Here is a 17492-nt window from a genome sequence, read left to right on the forward strand (position 1 = left end):
GACCACCCCCGAGGACCCCCCGAGGACGCCCCTGTGCGCATCAAGCTCACCCTGCACCGCCCCGACTCGACGACGACGAACGTCGCCGTCACGGCCGACGCGACCGCGACCGTGCGCGACGTCGCGGAGGCGCTGTTCGCGGGCGACCCGACGCGCGCCGGCTCCGCGCTGCCCGAGCGGCTGACGCTCCAGGTGACCGGGGCGCCGACGTCGAGCGGCGCGTCCGTCCAGGGGCGGGTCCTGTCGCCGACGAGCGACCTCATCGAGGCGGGGCTTCGCTCGGGCTCGACGGTCTCGATCGTGCGGGTCTCCGAGCAGTTCGACTCCCCGGGCCAGGACCGCGGGGCCGCGGTCGCCGTCCTGCGGGTGCTCGAGGGACCTGACGCCGGGCGCGAGTTCCCGCTGCCGGTCGGGACGAGCTACGTCGGCCGCGACCGGAACATGGACATCCGGCTGTCCGACCCGCAGGTGTCGAAGCGGCACGCGCGCATCACCGTCGGCGAGTCGATCGAGATCACCGACACGAACTCGGCGAACGGCCTGGTCATGGGCGGCCAGCGCATGACCCGCTCGACGCTGACGTCGGCGGACACCGTCGCGATCGGCAGCACCGTCGTCTCCGTGGTGTCGCTGCACCGGTCGACGAGCCTCGCCCCGACGAGCCCCGTCGTCGAGTTCAACCGGTCGCCGCGCGTCGTCGCGCGCTTCCCCGAGCGCAAGCTCCGCGCCCCGAAGCCGCCCCAGCCCCAGGACCCGACGCGCTTCCCCTACCTCGCGATGGTCGCGCCGCTCATCATGGGCGTGATCCTCTACTCGGTGACGCGCAGCATCCTGTCGATCGTGTTCATCGGGCTCAGCCCGATCATGATGCTCGGCAACTACCTCGACCAGCGGACGCAGGCCAAGCGCAAGTTCAAGGCCCAGGTCGAGCAGTTCCGGGCGTCGGTCGCCGCGATGCGCGACACCATCGACCGCACTCACGCCGTCGAGCGGGCCGTGCGCCTCACGGAGGCGCCGTCCGTCGCGGACACGGTCGACGCCGTCCGTCGCCTGGGCGGGCTCCTGTGGACGCACCGGCCCGAGCACGAGGCGTTCCTCACCGTGCGCGTCGGGCTGGGGACGGCGCCGTCGCGCGCCCAGATCGACCAGCAGAACGAGAACAACACGCTCCCCGAGTTCTGGAACGAGCTCGAGAAGCTCCACGCGCAGTGCGCGACGATCGACGGCGTGCCCGTCGTGGCGCGCCTGCGCACGGACGGCGCGCTGGGCATCGCCGGGGCCGGGGCCACCGCGGACGCCGTCGGCCGCGGGATCCTCGTGCAGCTCGCGGGCCTGCACTCGCCGTCCGAGCTCGTGCTCGCCGCCATCACGTCGCAGCGGTCGCGCGCGGACTGGGAGTGGCTCGAGTGGCTCCCGCACACCGGTTCGCCGCACAGCCCGCTCGGCGGCGGCGCCCACCTCGCCGACAACCCCGGTGCGGCGCTGTCCCTGCTGTCCCGGCTCGAGGACATCGTCGAGCTCCGCGGTGCCGACCTCGGCGCGCACGCCGAGCTGCGGGGCCCGATCGACCCCGACGAGCCGCAGGACACCCCGCAGCCCGTCCTGCCGAGCGTCGTCGTGCTCGTCGAGGACGACGCACCGGTGGACCGCTCGCGCCTCACGCGGCTCGCCGAGCGCGGCGCGGACGCGGGGGTGCACCTCGTGTGGGTCGCGCCGACCGTGGAGCAGCTGCCTGCCGCGTGCCGCACGTTCGTCCTCGTCGAGGAGAACGGCGCCGCGGCGGACGCGCAGGGAGGCCGTCCCGGTGCCGCCCAGGGTGCGACCACCGGGGAGGTGCGGGTCGGGCGCCTGTCGTTCCCCGTGACGTGCGAGACCGTCGACCTCGCGACGGCGCACGACGTCGCGCGCATCCTCGCCCCCGTCGTCGACGTCGGTGCTCCCGTCGACGACGACTCCGACCTCCCGCGCTCCGTCTCGTACCTGGCTCTCGCGGGCACGTCGCTCGCCGAGGACCCGTCGATCCTCGTCGACGCGTGGCGCGAGAACGGCTCCCTGACCCCGCGCGACGGCTCACCGCCCGTGCGGCGCCGCACCCCGACCAACCTGCGCGGCCTCGTCGGGCACTCGGGGACGGAGCCGCTCTACCTGGACCTGCGCACCCAGGGACCCCACGCGCTCGTCGGCGGGACGACGGGTGCGGGCAAGTCGGAGTTCCTCCAGTCGTGGGTGCTCGGCATGGCGGCCGCGCACAGCCCGGACCGCGTGACGTTCCTGTTCGTCGACTACAAGGGCGGCGCGGCCTTCGCGGACTGCGTGAACCTCCCGCACACCGTGGGCCTCGTCACCGACCTGTCGCCGCACCTCGTGCGACGCGCGCTGACGTCGCTGCGCGCGGAGCTGCGGTACCGCGAGCACCTGCTGAACCGGAAGAAGGCCAAGGACCTCGCGTCGCTCGAGCGCACGGGGGACCCGGACGCCCCGCCGAGCCTGCTCATCGTGGTCGACGAGTTCGCGGCCCTGGTCAACGAGGTCCCGGAGTTCGTCGACGGCGTGGTCGACGTCGCGCAGCGCGGGCGGTCGCTCGGCCTGCACCTCATCCTCGCGACACAGCGGCCCGCCGGCGTGATCAAGGACAACCTGCGCGCCAACACCAACCTCCGTGTCGCGCTGCGCATGGCGGACGAGGACGACTCGACCGACATCCTCGGCATCCCGATGGCGGCGCACTTCGACCCGTCGATCCCCGGGCGCGGCGCCGTGAAGACCGGCCCCGGCCGCATCACCCCGTTCCAGACGGGGTACGCGGGCGGCTGGACGTCTTCGCGCCCCGAGCCCTCGCGGATCGACGTGCAGGAGATGTCGTTCGGCACGGGCGTGCGCTGGGAGCTCCCGGAGCCCGACATCGAGGACGACACGCAGGATCCCGGCCCCAACGACATCTCGCGCGTGGTCGCGACGATCTCGCGCGCTGCGGTGGAGGCGGCGGTCCCGGCGCCCCGCAAGCCGTGGCTGCCCGAGCTCGCGCGCACGTACGACCTCGCCCGGCTGCCGAACCCGCGCACCGACGCGATGCTCCTGCTCGGCGTCGAGGACGACCCGACCACGCAGACCCAGCCCACGGTGTTCTACGAGCCGGACCGCGACGGCAACATGGCGATCTACGGCACGGGTGGCTCGGGCAAGAGCGCGACGTTGCGCACCATCGCGGTGTCGGCCGCGATCACGGCGCGCGGCGGGCCCGTCCAGGTGTACGCGATCGACGCCGGCGCGAGCGGCCTGCGCATGCTCGAGGACCTGCCCCACGTGGGAGCGGTGGTCTCGGGCGACGACGAGGAGCGGGTGCAGCGCGTCCTTCGCACGTTGCGCGACGTCGTGGACGAGCGCTCCGCCCGGTACGCCGCGGTGCGCGCCGGTGACCTCAACGAGTACCGCCGGATCGCGAACGTCCCCGACGAGCCGCGCATCCTGCTCCTCGTCGACGGGATCGGGGCGTTCCGCGACGCGTACGAGTTCCGTCCGTCGCACGCGTTCCCCGTGTGGGGCGCCTTCACGCAGATCGCGACGGACGGCCGCCAGGTCGGCGTGCACCTCGTGGTCACGGGCGACCGCGCCGCCTCGGTCCCCACGTCGCTCGGGTCGACCATCCAGAAGCGGCTCGTGCTGCGCCTCGCGAACGAGGACGACTACATGACCCTCGGCGTCCCGAAGGACGTCCTCACGCTGACCTCGCCCCCCGGTCGCGGCATCCTCGAGGAGAACGAGGTCCAGGTCGCGGTGCTCGGCGGCGACGCGAACGTCGCGCTGCAGGCCCGCGAGCTGGGCAGGCTGCGCGACGCGATGGCGCGGCTCGGCATCCCGCAGGCACCCGGCGTCGAGCGCCTGCCGGACAGCTTCACGCTGGACGCGCTGCCCGAGCTCGTGGGCGACCGCCCCGCGATCGGTCTGGACGACCTGGACATCGCGCCCGTGGCGCTGCCCGCACGCGGGACGTTCATGCTGTCCGGCCCTCCCGGAGGTGGGCGCACGACGGCGCTGGTCACCATCGCGCAGGCCGTGCGCCGGGCGCGCGCGGGCCGGGTGGTCTACCTCGCGCCGCGACGCACGAGCATCTCCTCGCTCGACGTGTGGGACACGACGGCGACGTCCCCCGAGGACGTCGTGACGCTGCTCGAGAGCCTCACCGCCGCGCTCGAGGGCGGCTCGCTGCGCCCGGGGTCGTTGACGGTGCTCGTCGAGTCGGTCACGGAGTTCACGGGGACCCCCGCGGAGCAGCCGCTCGCGGCGTTCGTCCGGACGGCCGTGCGCGCGGAGCAGCTCGTGGTGGGGGAGTCGGAGTCGTCGACGTGGGGTCAGGCCTGGGCGATCGCCCAGCCGTTCAAGGCCGGCCGGTCGGGGCTGCTGCTCACGCCGGGCGACCTCGACGGGGACACCCTGCTCGGCACGGGACTGGGGCGGCTGCGGCGCGCCGACTTCCCGCCCGGTCGCGGCTTCCTCGTGGTCTCGGGGAGGGCGCGCAAGATGCACGTGGCGCTGCCCCGCTGAGGGCGCGGCGCTCGCAGACACCTCCGGCGCGGTGATGGGGAGGCCTCCCCATCGACGCGTACGGGGGCCGATGGTTGAGTAGGGCCATCGACAACGGGACGGCGCTCACGCACGGTGGGGGCCGAGGACAGAAGGAGATGAACCATGGCTGGATACTGGGGCGCTAACGTCGAGGACCTCCGCGGGCTCGGTCAGACGCTGCAGCAGAAGGCGGACGAGATCCGGACCACGATGAACACGCTGAACACCCAGGTCCAGGGCGTGACGTGGGAGGGCCCCGACGCCCAGCAGTTCAAGGGCAGCGACTGGCCGGCCGCGCAGACGCAGCTCAACAACGTCTCGCAGATGCTCACCGAGGCGGGCCAGAAGGCGCAGCAGAACGCGCAGCAGCAGGAGCAGGCTTCGAACTCCTGATCCGCGAGCTCCACTGCGGTCCACCGAGGGCGCAGGATCCCGAGAGGGGTCCTGCGCCCTCGGCGTGTCCGGGGTGCCGGCGGTCTGCGAGACTGCTGACGCACCACCCCCGAGGAGAGGCCCTGCCGCATGACCGAGCTGCGCTACCCGAGCGACGACTTCCCCCCTCCCGTGGGCGTCCGCGTGACGGCCCCGGAGGGATGGGTCCCGCTGCCGCACGTCGCGCTCCCGCTCGCGCTCGGCCGGGAGGTGCCCGAGGGAGAGTTCAACCCGAACGTCATCGTCGTGGTCTCGCGCGTGCGGGCCGACGCGACGCTCGACGACGCGCACGCCGAGGTACTGCGCAAGTTGCGCCCCCTGCCGAAGCTGCGCGAGCTGGGCAGCGGCGAGATCGAGGTCGACGGGGTCGCGGGCCGCTGGGTCGAGGCGTCGTTCAAGGGCGGTGGCGGCGTCGTGCTCGTGCAGTCGGTGCGCACGGTCGTCGTGCCGCGCGGGCCCGTCGCGGACGTCGTGCAGACGACCGGCACGTGCACGGTCGTGCAGCACCCGTGGGCGGGCGACGAGATCCGCGCGATCCAGGAGAGCCTGCGCCTCGACCGCTGACACCGCAGGACCGTCACCGTTTACATTCGCCCGGATCACAAGACGCCCTATCCACCTGGCGAGACCGCTGGCACAGTTGGAGGATCGGGAGAGGGCTGAGTGAGGTGACCCTCACCCGGTCGTACAATCGAGGTGGTCTCCTGCGGTCGGCCAGCACCGGCCCGCCGTGACACGGCCGGGTACGAGCCCTGCTCGTCCACCCCGCGTGCCCGACCGAGCACCACACCGAGCACCAGACTCCCGTCCTCGACCGGAAGGCACCCTGTCCTGTGAGCAGCATCCGTCCCCTGCGCGTCGCGATCGTCGGCGCGGGTCCCGCCGGGATCTATGCCGCGGACATCCTGTCCAAGACCGATCTCGACGTGAGCATCGACCTCTTCGAGCGTCTGCCCGCACCGTTCGGGCTCGTGCGCTACGGCGTCGCGCCGGACCACCCGCGCATCAAGCAGATCATCGTCGCGCTCCACAAGGTGCTGAGCCGGGGCGACATCCGCCTCCTCGCCAACGTGGACTACGGCGTCGACCTCAAGCTCGACGACCTGCGGCAGTACTACGACGCCGTGATCTTCTCGACCGGCTCCATCCGTGACGCGGCACTGCCGATCGAGGGCATCGACCTGCCCGAGTCCTACGGCGCCGCGGACTTCGTGTCCTGGTACGACGGTCACCCGGACGTCCCGCGCACGTGGCCGCTCGAGGCGCAGCAGGTCGCGGTGCTCGGCGCAGGCAACGTCGCGCTCGACGTCGCGCGGATCCTCGCCAAGCACGCCGACGACCTCCTGCCGACCGAGATCCCGCAGAACGTGTACGAGACCCTCCAGGCGTCGCCGGTGACGGACGTGCACGTGTTCGCGCGCCGGGGACCGGCCCAGGCGAAGTTCTCGCCGCTCGAGCTCCGCGAGCTCGGCCACGTGCCCGACGTCGACGTCATCGTGTACCCGGAGGACTTCGAGTTCGACGACGGCTCGATGGCCGCGATCAACACGTCGAACCAGACGAAGCAGGTCGTGAAGACCCTCACGGACTGGACGCTCAAGGACCCGTCGGAGCTCACGGCCTCGCGCCGCCTCCACCTGCACTTCCTGCACGCGCCGGTCGCGATCCTCGGTGACGGCAAGGTCGAGGCCCTGCGGACCGAGCGCACGCAGCTCAACGGCGACGGCACGGTCTCGGGGACGGGCGAGTTCCACGAGTGGCCCGTCCAGGCCGTGTACCGCGCGGTCGGCTACTTCGGCTCCCCGCTGCCGGAGATCCCGTTCGACGAGCTCAAGGGCGTCATCCCCAACCGCGAGGGCCGCGTGCTCGACATCGACGGCGAGCACCTGCCGGGCGTGTACGCGACCGGGTGGATCAAGCGCGGACCGGTCGGCCTCATCGGCCACACCAAGTCCGACGCGTCCGAGACGATCCGTCACCTCGTCGAGGACGTCACGGGTGCCGGCGACGGCGGTGACGTCGCGTCGGCCGACCTGGAGGCCGGCCGCGTCGCCCCGCTCGGCACGCCGGACGCCGTCGTGGAGTTCCTCGCAGAGCGGGGCGTCGACTACATCGAGTGGTCCGGCTGGGAGCTGCTCGACGCGTACGAGCGCAGCCTCGGCGAGCCGCACGGGCGCGAGCGCGTCAAGGTCGTCCCGCGCGAGGACATGATCCGCGTCGCACGCGGCGAGTCGCAGGTCGGCTGACCGGCTCCGCGCACCGTCACGACGGCGCCCCACCCGCCAGGGTGGGGCGCCGTCGTCGTGCCGGGGGCTGCCGGGAGACGAGACCGGCTGACGGGCCGGGCGGTGCGACGGATGCCTCGGGAACGTGTCGGTGCCGTGGCACGTTCACCTGGTGGGCGGCGGCAGGACCGCGGCCCTGCGGGCGGCCCGGCACCACGGTGGGCCGCCCCGAGCGTGGAAGGAGCGCCCGTGGGACGACGCCAGCACTTCAACGGTCTGAAGACCGCCGCTCTCTTCGGGGGCATGTGGGTCGTCGTCCTCGGCCTGTGGGCCCTGTTCGGAGCCCGGGCCAACCTGCTCTGGATCTTCGTCGGCATCGGTCTCGTCACGACGTTCTACGGGTACTGGAACTCCGACAAGATCGCGATCCGTGCCATGCACGCCCGGCCTGTGAGCGAGCTCGAGCAGCCGACGATGTACCGCATCGTCCGCGAGCTCTCGACCGAGGCCCGCCAGCCGATGCCGCGCCTCTACGTCTCGCCCACCCAGGCGCCCAACGCGTTCGCGACAGGGCGCAACCCCAAGAACGCCGCCGTCTGCTGCACCGAGGGGATCCTGCGCATCCTCGACGAGCGCGAGCTGCGCGGCGTCCTCGGGCACGAGCTCATGCACGTGTACAACCGCGACATCCTGACCTCCTCGGTCGCGGGGGCGCTCGCGGGCGTCATCACGTCCCTGGCCCAGTTCCTCCTGTTCTTCGGAGGAGACCGCGAGCGGGGCGGCAACCCGCTCGCCGCGCTGGCCATGATGATCCTCGCCCCGATCGCGGCGATGCTCATCCAGATGGCGATCTCACGCACGCGCGAGTACGACGCCGACGAGGACGGCGCGCGGCTCACCGGCGACCCGCTCGCGCTCGCGTCCGCGCTGCGCAAGCTCGACGCGGGGACGCAGCGAGCCCCGCTGCCGCAGAACCGCGACCTCGTCGACGTCTCGCACCTCATGATCGCCAACCCGTTCCGGGGCGCGGGCGTCGCGAAGATGTTCGCGACGCACCCCCCCATGGCCGACCGCATCAAGCGGCTCGAGGCGATGGCCGGGCACGGGCCGGGCTACGGCGGGATCACCTACCACTGAGCGGGTGCAGGGCCGCCTCGAGCGCGGTGGCGACGCCGTCGTCGTCGTTCGTCCCGGTGACGTCCGTGGCCGCGGGGAGAACGTCCGGGTGGGCGTTGGCGACGGCGAACGAGCGACCGGCCCAACGCAGCATGGGCAGGTCGTTCGGCATGTCGCCGAAGGCCCAGACGTCGCGCGCCGAGATGCCCAGCCGCTCGCACCAGCGGGCGAGCGCGGCGTCCTTCGTGATGTCCGGCGCGAGAAGCTCGGCGAGCCCCGCCGCGCCCGAGTAGGCGAGATGGGCGCGGTCGCCGACGACCTCGCGCACGCGGGCGAAGAAGCGCTCCTGCTCGGCGTCGTCGTCGGTCCTGCCGTCGGCGACGACGACCGGCTGGGTCGCCGGTGCGTCGGGCGGGGGAGGAGCGGTGGACGAGCGCGCGAGCACCTTGCCGACCGGGTGCCGCACGGGGTCACCGGGGCCCGGGCCGGGGGTACCGCCCAACGTCTCCTCGACCCGCCGGACGTCGGTCGCGGCGCCCACGGGGTCCGCGGCGTCGTCCGCGGCGGAGCGGAAGCCGGGGTCGAACGTCGGGCCACCGACGCGCTCGAGCGCGAGCGCGACGTCGGGCACGCCCGCCCGCAGGTCGGCGACGAGCTCGCGCGCCACGGCGTCGTCGAACCCGCACACGTCGATCGCCTGCTCCGTCGCGAGGTCCCAGACGGCTGCGCCACCCAGGCAGATCACGCGCCCGTGCCCGCCCACGACGTCGCGCAGCGGCGCGAGCCAGCGCGGCGGGCGGGCCGTCACGAAGACGATCTCGACGCCGGCCTCCTCCGCGGCGAGGAGGGCGTCGCGCGTGCGCTGCGACAGGCTCCCGTCGGAGCGCAGCAGCGTGCCGTCGAGGTCGGTCGCCACGAGGCGTGGCAGCCCGGGGACGGGTCGGCGGGCCGACGGCGCGCGGTGCGGACCGCCGTCGGGTACGGGCACCGCGGGTCTACCGGTAGTTCGTGAACTGCAGCGCGACGTCGAGGTCGGCGGCCTTGAGCAGCGCGATGACGGTCTGGAGGTCGTCGCGCGACTTCGACGTCACGCGGACCTCGTCGCCGGTGATCTGCGTCTTGACGGCCTTCGGGGCCTCGTCGCGGATGATCTTGGTGATCTTCTTCGCGCTCTCGCTGGACAGGCCCTCCTTGAGGGTCGCCGCGAGGCGGTACTCCTTGCCGGAGGGCTTGGGCTCCTTGTCGCCCGTGTCGAGCGACTTGAGCGAGATGCCCCGCTTGATGAGCTTGGTCTCGAAGACGTCGAGGATCGCGAGGACGCGCTCGGCCGAGTTGGCGACCATGACGATGCTCTCGCCGCTCCACGCGATGGACGCGCCGATGTTGCGGAAGTCGTACCGCTGCGCGACCTCCTTGGCGGCCTGGTTGAGCGCGTTGTCGACCTCCTGACGGTCGACCTTGCTCACGATGTCGAACGACGAGTCGGCCATGGTGGTCCTCCCTCGGGGACGGGTGCAGGTGCTGGGTCCACCGTAGTCGAGTGCGCGACGCGCCGAGGGCCGTACGTGGCCCCGGTGCGGCCCCCTGACGCGTCTCACGGGGCGGCCGAGCGCTTCAGGCGCGGGCGGCGAGCCGGGTCGCTCGCGCGGCGTGCACGCCGTCGACGGTGAGCACGACGAGCGCGAGCCACACGAGGACGAAACCCGCCCACCGGGCGGGCGGCATGTGCTCGTGGAACACGAGGACGCCGCAGAGGAACTGCAGGACGGGCGCGAGGTACTGGAGCATGCCGACGAGCGACAGCGGGATGCGGCGCGCCGCGGAGGAGAACAGCAGGAGCGGGACCGCCGTGACGAGGCCCGACGACGCGAGCAGGAGCGCGTGGCCCGGGTCGTCGGGCGAGAACGTGCCGTTCCCCGTCGCGCCGAGCCATGCGAGGTAGGCGAGCGCGAGCGGCGCGATCGTCGTGGTCTCGGCCGCGAGGCCGGGCAGCGCCTCGACGCTCCGGCCGACGCGGTTCTTCACCAGGCCGTAGAGCCCGAAGCTGAACGCGACGCCGAGCGCGATCCAGGGCACCCGGCCGACACCCACCGCGATGACGGCGACCGCGGCGGTGCCGATCGCGAGGGCGACCCACTGCGCGGGCCGCAACCGCTCGCGCAGGACGACGACCGCGAGCAGCACGGTGACGAGCGGGTTGACGAAGTACCCCAGGGCGGCGTCGAGCACGTGGCCGGACAGGACGCCGTAGACGTAGATCGTCCAGTTGGTCGCGACGAGCACGCCGGCGACGCCCAGCAGCGCGAGCGTGCGCGGGCTGCGCAGGACGCGCCCGAACCGGCCGAGCTGTCGCGCGACGACGAGCAGCAGCACGCAGACGACGAGGCTCCAGACGACGCGGTGCGCGATGATCTCGAGCGGTCCGGCAGGCTCGAGGAGCGGGAAGTAGAGCGGCATGGCGCCCCACAGCACGTAGGCGCTCGCGCCGAACAGGACGCCGCGGCGGTCGAGGCCGGCGGCGGGGGAGGGACGCCGGTCGGGCCGTCCGGCGGCGGCGTCGGCGGCGGGGATGCGCTCCGGCGAGGGAGCAGGGTCGGTCACGGGACCACTCTAGGAGCCCGCGACCGAGCGGATTTCGCACTGCGGCCGGACGGGCTGTATCGTTGGCTCGCCGCCATGGCCACCCCGCACGACGTTGCACGGGTCGGTCGTGCGCGACAGCTCCACACGGCAGGTTGCCCGAGCGGCCAAAGGGATCTGACTGTAAATCAGACGGCTCAGCCTTCGGGGGTTCGAATCCCTCACCTGCCACCGGAGCGACGGGGCGTCACCGCAGGGTGACGCCCCGTCGTGGTTCGTCACCGGTTCGCCGGCCGAGCTGTTCCGGGCCATGGACTGGCGGAATCCCGCCGATTTCGTGCCCGGCCCGGTTGCGTGTAGAGTTTTCCGCGCTGCCCCGATAGCTCAGTCGGCAGAGCGTCTCCATGGTAAGGAGAAGGTCAAGGGTTCGATTCCCTTTCGGGGCTCTGTGGTGACGCGGGGTCGTCTTGCTGGAATACTGCGAGACGACCTCGCGTTCGCCTCATGCGGCGGGGTAGCTCAGATGGTTAGAGCGCACGACTCATAATCGTGAGGTCGCGGGTTCGATCCCCGCCTCCGCTACCACTTTCGACAATCTCCGTACGGCGGCCGGCGTCGTGCGGCCTGCACAGCACAAGCGCCCTCCGGAGGCGCGAGAGGTGGCTCACTACCGTGGCAAGCAAGAGCGCTGACGTTCGCCCCAAGATCACGCTGGCCTGCGTGGACTGCAAGGAGCGCAACTACATCACCAAGAAGAACCGTCGTAACGACCCGGACCGCCTGGAGCTCGCGAAGTTCTGCCCGCGCTGCGGCAAGCACACCGCGCACCGCGAGACCCGCTGACCCAGCGGTCCGGCACCCGACCCGTGGCGATCAACGCAGACTTCGCCGGTCGTGAGTACCCGGCGAACGCCGCGTACTCCGTCGGCAGGGAGAAGCTCCGCGAGTTCGCCGCGGCGGTCGGTTCCACGCACCCCGTGCACCACGACCTCGTGGCGGCGCGGGGTGCTGGCTATCCGGACCTCGTCGCACCGCCCACGTTCGCGGTCGTCGTCGCGCAGCGCGCCGAGGCGCAGCTCATCGAGGACCCCGAGGCGGGCATCGACTTCTCGCGCGTCGTCCACGCGGACGAGCGCTTCACGCACCACCGGCCGATCGTCGCGGGCGACGAGCTCGTGACGGTGCTGCACGTGGACTCGGTCGTCGAGCGAGCCGGCCTCGCGATGGTCACCACGCGCTGCGAGATCCTCGCCGAGTCGCCCGGCGACGACGGCGAGCCCGTCCGGACGCCGGTCGCGACGGTCCGCTCCACCCTCGCCGTCCGCGGGGAGGACGCATGAGCACCGAGTCCGGCGCGCCCGGCCGCCCCGTCCTCGCGGACCTCGCGGTCGGCGACGTCGTCGGGACCCGCACGGTCGACGTCGGCCGTGCCCGACTCGTCCGCTACGCGGGTGCGAGCGGTGACTTCAACCCGATCCACTGGAACGACGCGTTCGCAGCCGAGGTCGGCCTGCCGGGCGTCATCGCGCACGGCATGTTCACGATGGGCGCGGCTGTCGCGCTCGTCGAGGACTGGGCGGGCGACCCGGGCGCGGTCGTCGACTACCAGACGCGCTTCACGCGCCCCGTGCCGGTCCCCAACCCCGGCGTCGCGACGCTCGAGGTCACCGGCACCGTCGGCGCGATCGACGCCGAGGCCGGGACCGTGCGCGTCGACCTCACCGTGACCTTCGAGGGCGCGCGCGTGCTCGGCAAGAGCCAGGCGGTCGTCCGGCTCTGACGTCGGTCCCCGCACCGGCAGCGCCTCGGGGAGCACGCCCGCCCGGGCGTCGGACCGTGAGCTGCGCACGACGGCGCCGCACCCGCCCGGGTACGGCGCCGTCGTCGTTCCTGCGTGGCGGCGGTCAGCAGACCTCCCACGAGACGCAGCCGCTGTCCTCCAGGTTCGGTTCCTTGGGCAGCGTGTCGGCGGGGCCCTCCTCGAGGTACGTGTCCCGCGAGGTGTGCACGACCTCTCCGGAGTCCTCGGGCCGCCCGGACGTGACCGCTCCCGAGACCTCGAGAAGACGGTGCTCGACGGGGTCGTACACGTACCGGGTGAGCGTCGTCTGGACCGGCTCGGTCCCCTCGCCCTCGACGGTGATCACCGACTCCAGCCCGATCCCGACGCGACCCTGGGCGTCACGGACCTCGCCGAGCACGGTGACCGTGGGCTGGTTCGTCATCACGGTCCACAGCGCGTCCCGCACGGCAGGCGGCGCCGGGGTACTCCCGATGATGAAGCCGGCCGTCCGCAGCACCGCGTCCTCGCGCGCGTCCTCCTCCTGGTGGAGGGCGACGTTGTCGCGCAGGACGGTCTCGAGCTCTGCGGGCTCGACGGGAAGGGCGTAGAAGACGTCCCATCCCATGTCGACACGCTCACCGGCCAGGAGAAACTCCTGCCCCCAGGAGTGCCGGCCGATCCCGATGGCGGACTCGAGGTCGCCGTCGTTCATCATCAGCCCGGGCCGGTCGTTGCCGAACCACTCGTCGACGACGTCGACGTGCTCGTCCCCGTTGCTCTCGACCTGGTGGATCTCCCGGCGCACGTGCCAGTACGGCGCGTCGGGCCAGCCGGGGTCGGCCGCTGCCGGCGTCTGCTCGGTGGGCTCGGTCGCCGTCGGGGTCTCCTCGTCGGGAGCGACGGGCGCCACGGTCGCCGGGCGGACGTCGGTCGGCCGGTCGACCGCCCACGGCTGCGTCGTCCAGCCCACGCCGACCGCCACGCCGACCGTCACGACGGCGGTCGCGCCGAGGACGGACGTGACGACCCGGCGTCGTCGCACCCGCCGTGCGGCCGGGACGACGCGCGACGTGTCGACGTCGATCGTGGGCGCGGCGGCGTCGAGCCGGTCGCGCAGGGTGCGGGCGAAGTCCTCGTCGGAGCGAGGCAGGGTGGCGTTCATGAAGGGCTCCCCTCGGGGTCGACGAGCGGCGACGAGGACGGGCGACGGGCGGTGGCCTGTGCCCCGGTGGGCGCCCGGCGGGCGTCCGCGGCGTCGGCCGCGGAGAGCACCGACCGGAGCTGCGCGAGCCCGCGCGACGCCGTCGACTTCACGGTGCCGACGGAGACGCCGAGGTCGTCCGCGACCTCCCGCTCGGTCATCCCGACGAGGTGGCGCAGCACGACGATCCGGCGCTGACGGAGCGTGAGGGTCGCGAGCGCGCGGACGAGCCGGTCGCGGTCGGCGTGCGTCTCCGCGGATGCTGGCCCCGCCGGGTGCTCGGGCACCTCGGGAGGGGCGACGAGGACCTCGCGCCGCCGTCGCCTCCAGTGGTCGATGCGGGAGGTCGCGAGCGCCTGCCGGGCGTAGGCGTAGGGGTCGCGCTCGCGCGCCGTCGTCCAGCGCAGGTAGGTCTTGGTCAGCGCCTGCTGGACGAGCTCGTCGGCGAGGTGCGCGTCTCCGCACAGGAGCCACGCGGTCCGCGCGAGGCGGGGTGCGGCGTCGCCCATGAAGTCGGCGAACTCCTGCTCGCGGTCGGTGGCCACCCGCACGAGGGTGATCTGGTCGGGTGGCCCGTCGTCGGGCGCATGGTCGTCCTCCGAGAGGGCGAGGGCGTTCACGGTCATGACTGTGACACGTCCGAAGACCGGGGAAGGTTGAGTCCCGCGCGCGCGAGGATGTCGGCGCGCTGCGGCACGCCGGTCGACGGCGCGCCCTTCCCTGGGTGGGAACGCTCCCACTATCGTGGTGCGCACGGTTCGCCGACGTCAAAGGAGACGCTCATGACCCTGCCCGGACCCCACGACCCCGGACCTCACGACCCCGGACCCCGTGGTCCCGCACCCGACGACCGCCCGTCGAGCACCGGTCGCGCGCTCGACCGCCGCGCCTTCCTCGCCCTCTCGGGGGCGGGCGCCGCGGCGCTGACGACGCTGCTGGCCGCGCCCGCGACCGCGACGACGGCGAGCGCGGCGGTCCTGCCGACCGGTGGCGGTCACGGCGGAGGCCACGGCGGGGGAGCGCGCGACTCCGTCCGTCGTGCGCAGGCCTTCCTCGACGTCATGACGGACGCCTACCCGCAGCAGAACCCTGGCCCGCGCCTCGCCCAGTCCTACGCCGACCAGCTCGGGCTCTTCTCGACGGCGTTCGTCTACGACAACGCCCTCGCGATCTGCGCGTCCCTCACGGCCGGGCGGGCGCACCTCGACCGGGCGCGAGCGCTCGGCGACGGCTTCCTCTTCGCGCAGGAGAACGACCCCGCCCACGACGACGGCCGCCTGCGCCAGGCGTACAACGTCGGCCCGTACGTGTTCTACGACGGCACGCCGCAGGAGCACGGCCTCGTCCTCCCGGACGGGACGGCGAACGTCGGCTGGCAGTTCGGGTTCCTCGGCACCGCGGTCGGGGACATGGCGTGGCCCGGGATCGCGCTGCTGCACCTGCACGCCGCGACGCGCGACCACCGCTACCTGCGCGGCGCGCTGCGCATCGCGGAGTGGATCGTCGCGAACACGTGGTCCACGCGGCCGCTCGGCGGCTTCTCGTTCGGCGTCGACGCCGCGAACGCGCCGGTCCCGAACGGCTCGACCGAGCACAACGTCGACTGCGTCGCGTTCTTCCGCCAGCTCGCCGCCGCCACCCGGGACCGGCGCTGGAACCGGGCGGACGAGCACGCGCGCGCCTTCGTCGACCGCATGTGGGAGCCCGACGGCGGATACCTGTACACGGGCACGAACGACGGCACCGAGATCAACCGCGACCCGCTCCCGCTCGACCCGCAGACCTGGGGCTGGCTCGCGCTGCGCGACCGCCGCTACGCACGGGCCCTCGACTGGGCGGCGGACGCTCTCGCGGCGCGCGACGTCGCGGGTGACGGCGTCTCCCAGCTCCCGGCGGGCGTGACGGTCGAGGGCGTGACGTTCTCGAGCGCCAGCCTCACGTCGACGGCGTCGTACAACGGCCTGCCCGTGCATCCGCAGGGCGTGTGGCTCGAGGGCACCGCCCAGCTCGCCGCGGCGCTCGCGGACCGCGACGGGAAGGGCGCCCGGGGCCGGGACGACCGGGGCCGGCACGGCGCGGGGCGGCGCGGGGACGACGACCGCGACCGCGCGGCGGACCTCCTGCGCGAGGTGCGCATCGCGCAGGACAGCGTGGGCGCGGGCCAGACGGTCGGGGGGACCTCGCTGCCCGAGCGGTCCGGCGTCGTCGCGGCGTCGAGCCTGATCGACACCGGGTTCGGCTTCGGGTACTTCCAGGTGCAGCACGTCGGCGCGACGTCGTGGTACCTCCTGGCCGCGGCGGGGGCGAACCCGCTCCAGGTGGGCGGGCTGCGCTGACCTGACGGTCCGGGCTCGCGCCGTCCGCCGTCAGGCGGTCGGCACGGGCCCGGTCGTCGTCCCGACGACGAGCTCGACATCGAGCACGACCGTCCGGGGCTCCTCGCCCGCGAGCAGGCCGATGACGGCGTGACCGAGCTCGGCCCCCTTGCGCGCGAGCGGCTGGTCCACGCTCGTCAGCACGTCGGGGGCGAGCCACGGCAGGTCGAGGCCGTCGAACCCGGCGACCGACACGTCGTCGGGCACGCGCAGGCCGAGCTCGCGCGCCCCGAGCAGCGCGCCCGCCGCGAGCAGGTCGGAGTGGGCGATGACGGCGGTCGGCCGGGACGCGGCGTCGAGAGGCACGACCGCGCCGTCGTCACCCGCACGCCCGAGCAGCGCGATCGCGGCGGAGCGCCCGTGCTCGACGAGCGACGCCTCCGTCTCCCAGCTCGCGACGGGCTCGATCACGTCGCGCACCCCCGCGAGACGGTTGGCGGTGGGCGTCCGGTCGACCTGGGCGAGGCGCACGGCGTCGATCGGACCGCTGCGGTCGGAGGTGTCCAGGGGGAGCGACACCTCGGCGATGCGCGTGTGGCCGAGGTCGACGAGGTGGCGGACGACGTCGGCCGTCCCGCGCCGGTCGGCGATCCCCACGAGCGGCGCGCCCTCGACCTCGCGCCCCTCGCCGATGACGACCCGGACCCCGCGTCGACGCAGCGCGGTGAGGGTCGCGTCCTCGGCGCCGACGCCCCAGACGAGCACCGCGACGTCCATCGCGGCGCTCTCGACGAGCGGGTCGACGGCGTGCGCCGGGTCGTCGGACGGGATGCCCGGGATGAGGAGGACCCCGAGACCGTTCTCGCCCAGCGTGGACACGAGGCCGTCGAGGACCTGGACGGCGACGGGGTCGCGGAAGGCGCGGCGCAGCTGGTCGCCCACGACCACCCCGACGACGCCCGACCGGCCGGACCGCAGCTGGCGCCCGAGCGGGTTGGGGCCGGTGTAGCCGAGCTCCTCCGCGGCGGCGAGGACGCGCGCGCGGGTCTCGGGCGTGATGGGGCCGGCGCCGGAGAACGCGAGCGACGCGGTCGAGACGGACACCCCGGCGAGCTCCGCGACCTTCGCGAGCGTCGGCCGCGAGCGGGGGGCCGGTGGCGCGCCCTCTCCGGGCTCGCCGCCGGACGTGCCGCCGGTCGTACCGCGGGTGCCGCTCATCACGCTCCTGCCTGCCCATGCCTGGACGTACCGTGCCGCACCTGCGCGAACGTGCGTGG

Annotated in this window: 15 protein-coding genes and 3 tRNA genes; 12 read left to right on the forward strand and 6 right to left on the reverse strand. The window is 73.5% G+C overall.

The annotated features are described in order from the left end of the window. Positions 1–33 precede the first annotated feature (33 nt). The 5 genes from V5D56_RS09130 (at position 34) to htpX (ending at position 8357) form a co-directional block, all read left to right on the forward strand. Positions 34–4542, forward strand: a complete 4509-nt coding sequence (locus tag V5D56_RS09130; RefSeq protein WP_435738722.1) for an FtsK/SpoIIIE domain-containing protein — start codon at positions 34–36, stop codon at positions 4540–4542. Positions 4543–4686: 144 nt separating this feature from the next. After that, entirely contained in the window at positions 4687–4956 is a 270-nt protein-coding gene (locus tag V5D56_RS09135; protein WP_251153494.1) for a hypothetical protein, read from the forward strand. Between the two features lie 129 nt (positions 4957–5085). Next, on the forward strand, positions 5086–5559 hold the full coding sequence (locus V5D56_RS09140) for an LpqN/LpqT family lipoprotein (protein WP_435738723.1): 474 nt from the start codon (positions 5086–5088) through the stop codon (positions 5557–5559). Positions 5560–5828: 269 nt separating this feature from the next. Further along, a complete protein-coding gene (locus V5D56_RS09145; RefSeq protein WP_435738724.1) occupies positions 5829–7241 on the forward strand; it encodes an FAD-dependent oxidoreductase in 1413 nt (470 codons plus the stop codon). A 228-nt stretch (positions 7242–7469) separates the two neighbouring features. Continuing rightward, entirely contained in the window at positions 7470–8357 is an 888-nt protein-coding gene (gene htpX, locus V5D56_RS09150) for a zinc metalloprotease HtpX (RefSeq protein ID WP_435738725.1), read from the forward strand. Here the strand turns inward: htpX and V5D56_RS09155 are convergent. The 3 genes from V5D56_RS09155 to rarD all read right to left on the reverse strand — a co-directional run bounded on the left by V5D56_RS09155 (position 8344) and on the right by rarD (position 10937). Further along, the gene (locus V5D56_RS09155) at positions 8344–9324 is read right to left on the reverse strand and encodes an HAD family hydrolase (RefSeq protein WP_435738726.1); all 981 of its coding nucleotides are present in this window, start codon (positions 9322–9324) and stop codon (positions 8344–8346) included. The genes htpX and V5D56_RS09155 overlap by 14 nt on opposite strands. A gap of 7 nt (positions 9325–9331) precedes the next feature. Next, entirely contained in the window at positions 9332–9826 is a 495-nt protein-coding gene (locus tag V5D56_RS09160) for a YajQ family cyclic di-GMP-binding protein (protein ID WP_435738727.1), read from the reverse strand. Between the two features lie 124 nt (positions 9827–9950). Beyond that, complete coding sequence (gene rarD, locus V5D56_RS09165) at positions 9951–10937, reverse strand: EamA family transporter RarD (protein WP_435738728.1); 987 nt, start codon at positions 10935–10937, stop codon at positions 9951–9953. A 128-nt stretch (positions 10938–11065) separates the two neighbouring features. Here rarD and V5D56_RS09170 point away from each other — a divergent pair. The 6 genes from V5D56_RS09170 (at position 11066) to V5D56_RS09195 (ending at position 12696) form a co-directional block, all read left to right on the forward strand. Further along, positions 11066–11147, forward strand: a tRNA-Tyr gene (locus tag V5D56_RS09170). Positions 11148–11289: 142 nt separating this feature from the next. Next, positions 11290–11362 (forward strand) — tRNA-Thr (locus V5D56_RS09175). A 62-nt stretch (positions 11363–11424) separates the two neighbouring features. Next, positions 11425–11501: transfer RNA gene (locus tag V5D56_RS09180), tRNA-Met, on the forward strand. 87 nt (positions 11502–11588) lie between these two features. After that, on the forward strand, positions 11589–11759 hold the full coding sequence (gene rpmG / locus V5D56_RS09185; RefSeq protein WP_021482899.1) for a 50S ribosomal protein L33: 171 nt from the start codon (positions 11589–11591) through the stop codon (positions 11757–11759). Between the two features lie 23 nt (positions 11760–11782). Next, positions 11783–12256: an FAS1-like dehydratase domain-containing protein gene (locus tag V5D56_RS09190; protein WP_435738729.1), complete on the forward strand. Its 474-nt coding sequence runs from the start codon at positions 11783–11785 to the stop codon at positions 12254–12256. Beyond that, positions 12253–12696, forward strand: coding sequence for a MaoC family dehydratase (locus V5D56_RS09195; RefSeq protein WP_435738730.1), 444 nt, complete (start codon positions 12253–12255; stop codon positions 12694–12696). Before V5D56_RS09190 ends, V5D56_RS09195 begins: the two co-directional genes overlap by 4 nt. 124 nt (positions 12697–12820) lie before the next feature. Here V5D56_RS09195 and V5D56_RS09200 read toward each other — a convergent pair whose 3' ends face one another. Both V5D56_RS09200 and V5D56_RS09205 read right to left on the reverse strand, forming a co-directional pair. Beyond that, positions 12821–13861: a hypothetical protein gene (locus tag V5D56_RS09200; protein WP_435738731.1), complete on the reverse strand. Its 1041-nt coding sequence runs from the start codon at positions 13859–13861 to the stop codon at positions 12821–12823. Then, complete coding sequence (locus V5D56_RS09205; RefSeq protein WP_435738732.1) at positions 13858–14526, reverse strand: SigE family RNA polymerase sigma factor; 669 nt, start codon at positions 14524–14526, stop codon at positions 13858–13860. The genes V5D56_RS09200 and V5D56_RS09205 overlap by 4 nt, the downstream gene beginning before the upstream one ends. 156 nt (positions 14527–14682) lie before the next feature. Between V5D56_RS09205 and V5D56_RS09210 the strand changes: the two genes are divergently transcribed. Then, entirely contained in the window at positions 14683–16236 is a 1554-nt protein-coding gene (locus V5D56_RS09210) for a Tat pathway signal sequence domain protein (RefSeq protein WP_435738733.1), read from the forward strand. A gap of 30 nt (positions 16237–16266) precedes the next feature. Here V5D56_RS09210 and V5D56_RS09215 read toward each other — a convergent pair whose 3' ends face one another. After that, entirely contained in the window at positions 16267–17433 is a 1167-nt protein-coding gene (locus V5D56_RS09215) for a LacI family DNA-binding transcriptional regulator (RefSeq protein ID WP_435738734.1), read from the reverse strand. Positions 17434–17492: the final 59 nt, after the last annotated feature.

The sequence above is a fragment of the Cellulosimicrobium sp. PMB13 genome (genome assembly GCF_051294865.1).
Taxonomy (GTDB): Bacteria; Actinomycetota; Actinomycetes; order Actinomycetales; family Cellulomonadaceae; genus Cellulosimicrobium.